This window comes from Falsiroseomonas sp. RANM36, from assembly GCF_056682175.1.
This window is the reverse complement of sequence record NZ_JBWXTD010000003.1, coordinates 1,715,421-1,717,605: the sequence shown is the minus strand read 5'-3', so window position 1 is coordinate 1,717,605 and position 2,185 is coordinate 1,715,421. Positions and strand designations below refer to the sequence as shown.

The following is a 2,185-nucleotide window of genomic DNA, read 5'->3' as shown; positions in this document are numbered from 1 at the left end:
GCGGCCCCCCGCGCCGGGGGCGGCGATGCCACGCCGGGGCGCGGCGCGGGCGTCTGAGGGACGAAGGTGAAACCTTCGTCCGCCCAGCATGACCGATGCGCCGCCCTGGACCCTGCTCCGCAGCCGGAAGCTGATCCGGGACCGCTGGATCAGCCTGCGCGCCGACAGCCTCCGCAAGGAGGACGGGACCGAGCTCTCGCCCTGGTATGTCCTGGAATACCCGGACTGGGCGGCGGTGGTCGCGCTGACCGATGACGACCGCCTGGTGCTGGTGCGGCAGTGGCGGCACGCCGCCCAGGCCTGGTGCCTGGAACTGCCGGGCGGGGTGATGGACCCGACCGACACCGACCCCGTCGCCACCTGCCGGCGCGAACTGCGCGAGGAGACGGGGCACGACGCGCGGGCGTGGCGCAGCCTCTACGCCGCCTATCCGAACCCGGCGATCCAGACCAACCGCATCCACTTCGTCCTGGCGCAGGGCGCCTTCGCGGCCGGCCCGGTCGCGCATGACGAGGGCGAGACCATCCGGGTGGAATGCGTCCCCGTCGCGGAGGTCCTGGCCGGCATCGGCAGCGGGCTGCTGCACCAGGCGATGCATGCCGGGGCCCTGCTGGCCGGGCTGGCGGCGGCGGGCCGGATCCGGCTGTGACCCCGCTTCGGGCGACGCGGCGCGGACTGCTGCTCGCCCTGCCGGCGGTGCTGGCGGCGCGGCGCGGGCATGCGGCGATGCGCCCCGCCACCTGGCGCGACGCCGCGCGCGAGCGCGACCTGCCGGTGCTGATCCGCCTGCCGGATGCCGAGGGGCCGCGGCCCGTTGTGCTGCTGAGCCACGGCCTCGGCGGCTCGCGCGAGGGGCTGGGCTATCTCGGCCGCGCCCTGGCCGGGGCGGGTTTCGTCGCCATCCATCTGCAGCATCCGGGCACCGATGCGACGGTGTGGCAGGGGGTGGAGGAGCGCGGGCCGGCGCTGGCGGCCGCGGCGCTCGATGTCGGCAATGCGCTGGCGCGCCTGCAGGACGGGATCTTCGCGGTTGAAGAGGTGATCCGCCGGGGCGGACTGGCCGGGGATCCGCTGCAGGGGCGCGTGGATCCGGCGCGGCTGGCCGCGGCCGGGCATTCCTATGGCGCCTGGCTGGTGCAGCACCTTCTGGGCCAGCGGGTGCCGGGCGGGGATCGCGGACTGCCCCTGCCGGAACGGCGGCTGCGGGCGGGCATCCTGCTCTCGCCCGCGCCGCCGCGCGGCCTGCCGCCGCGGCTCGCCTTCGCGCGGGTGGCGACGCCGATCCTGCATGTGACGGGCACGGCGGATCATGGCTGGGTGGAAGGCGCGACGCCGGCCGACCGGGAGGTGCCCTTCCGCGCCATCGCCGGCGCGCCGCAGGTGCTGGTGGTGCTGGAGGGGGCGCGGCACGCCGCCTTCGCCGACGAGCCCGCGGCCGGCCCGCGCTGGTCGGACCCGGCCTATCACGCGCGGGTGGCGGGGATTTCCGTGCTGTTCCTGCGAGCGATGCTGAAGGATGACGGCGCCGCACGGGCGCGGATCGCGAATGGCGCCGCAGGCCTGCTGGAGCCCGGAGACCGGCTGGAGACCAACGGCTTCTGAACCGGGCAGTCGCCTTCGGCGACGCCTGACGGGCTGCCCCGGCGCGCCGGGGGGCGGCGCGGCAACCGGTGCCTGCGGTCAGCGCTCCTCGCCGCCGCCGCGCGCGGAGAAGCCCGGGGCATCGGCCCCCTGCGCGGTGGCCGCGGCACGCGGGATCGCCCGCTCGACGGGGCCGAGGCCGCCTTCGGCGAGCGCGGCGGCGCCGAGCGTCAGGGCAAACGCCGCCACGGCGGCGAGGAAGGCATATTCGAGGCCGACAGCTCCGCGCACGCAACCGCGCAACCGAGCGGGAGATGATGGAAGGCGTCTCATTATGCGATCCTCGCCCCGTAAATTAGGACCGCACTATGCCTCCAACTTTCTTACAAATCAATACGCGCGCAACGATGTTCGCGCTCCGGTCGCACATTTGCAGACAAACCCGACGCCAACGTGACGAAGCACGCCCCGGGCGCGGTGCGACGGCGATGCGGTGTCGGAGGGCGTACATGCGAAAGGGGGCCTCGCGGCCCCCGTCTCGTCTGGGCTTCCCCCCCCCCCGGGCGGCGCGCCGGGGGCTCAGGCCCCGCGGCGGGCCCCGCGC

The 2,185-nt window shown here is 75.5% G+C and carries 3 protein-coding genes; 2 read left to right on the top strand and 1 reads right to left on the bottom strand.

The window, feature by feature from the left end:
• The first annotated feature begins 88 nt into the window (after positions 1-88).
• Together AC1MIR_RS13190 and AC1MIR_RS13185 are read left to right on the top strand one after the other, a co-directional pair.
• On the top strand, positions 89-649 hold the full coding sequence (locus AC1MIR_RS13190; RefSeq protein WP_480028608.1) for an NUDIX hydrolase: 561 nt from the start codon (positions 89-91) through the stop codon (positions 647-649).
• Positions 646-1,602, top strand: a complete 957-nt coding sequence (locus tag AC1MIR_RS13185; protein ID WP_480028607.1) for an alpha/beta hydrolase family protein — start codon at positions 646-648, stop codon at positions 1,600-1,602. The genes AC1MIR_RS13190 and AC1MIR_RS13185 overlap by 4 nt, the downstream gene beginning before the upstream one ends.
• 78 nt (positions 1,603-1,680) lie before the next feature.
• Here AC1MIR_RS13185 and AC1MIR_RS13180 read toward each other — a convergent pair whose 3' ends face one another.
• Entirely contained in the window at positions 1,681-1,872 is a 192-nt protein-coding gene (locus tag AC1MIR_RS13180) for a hypothetical protein (RefSeq protein WP_480028606.1), read from the bottom strand.
• Between the last annotated feature and the right edge of the window lie 313 nt (positions 1,873-2,185).

Bases quoted from the DNA above. Each gene is read 5' to 3' on its own strand.
- AC1MIR_RS13190 (WP_480028608.1), top strand. From the start codon at position 89: ATGACCGATGCGCCGCCCTGGACCCTGCTCCGCAGCCGGAAGCTGATC.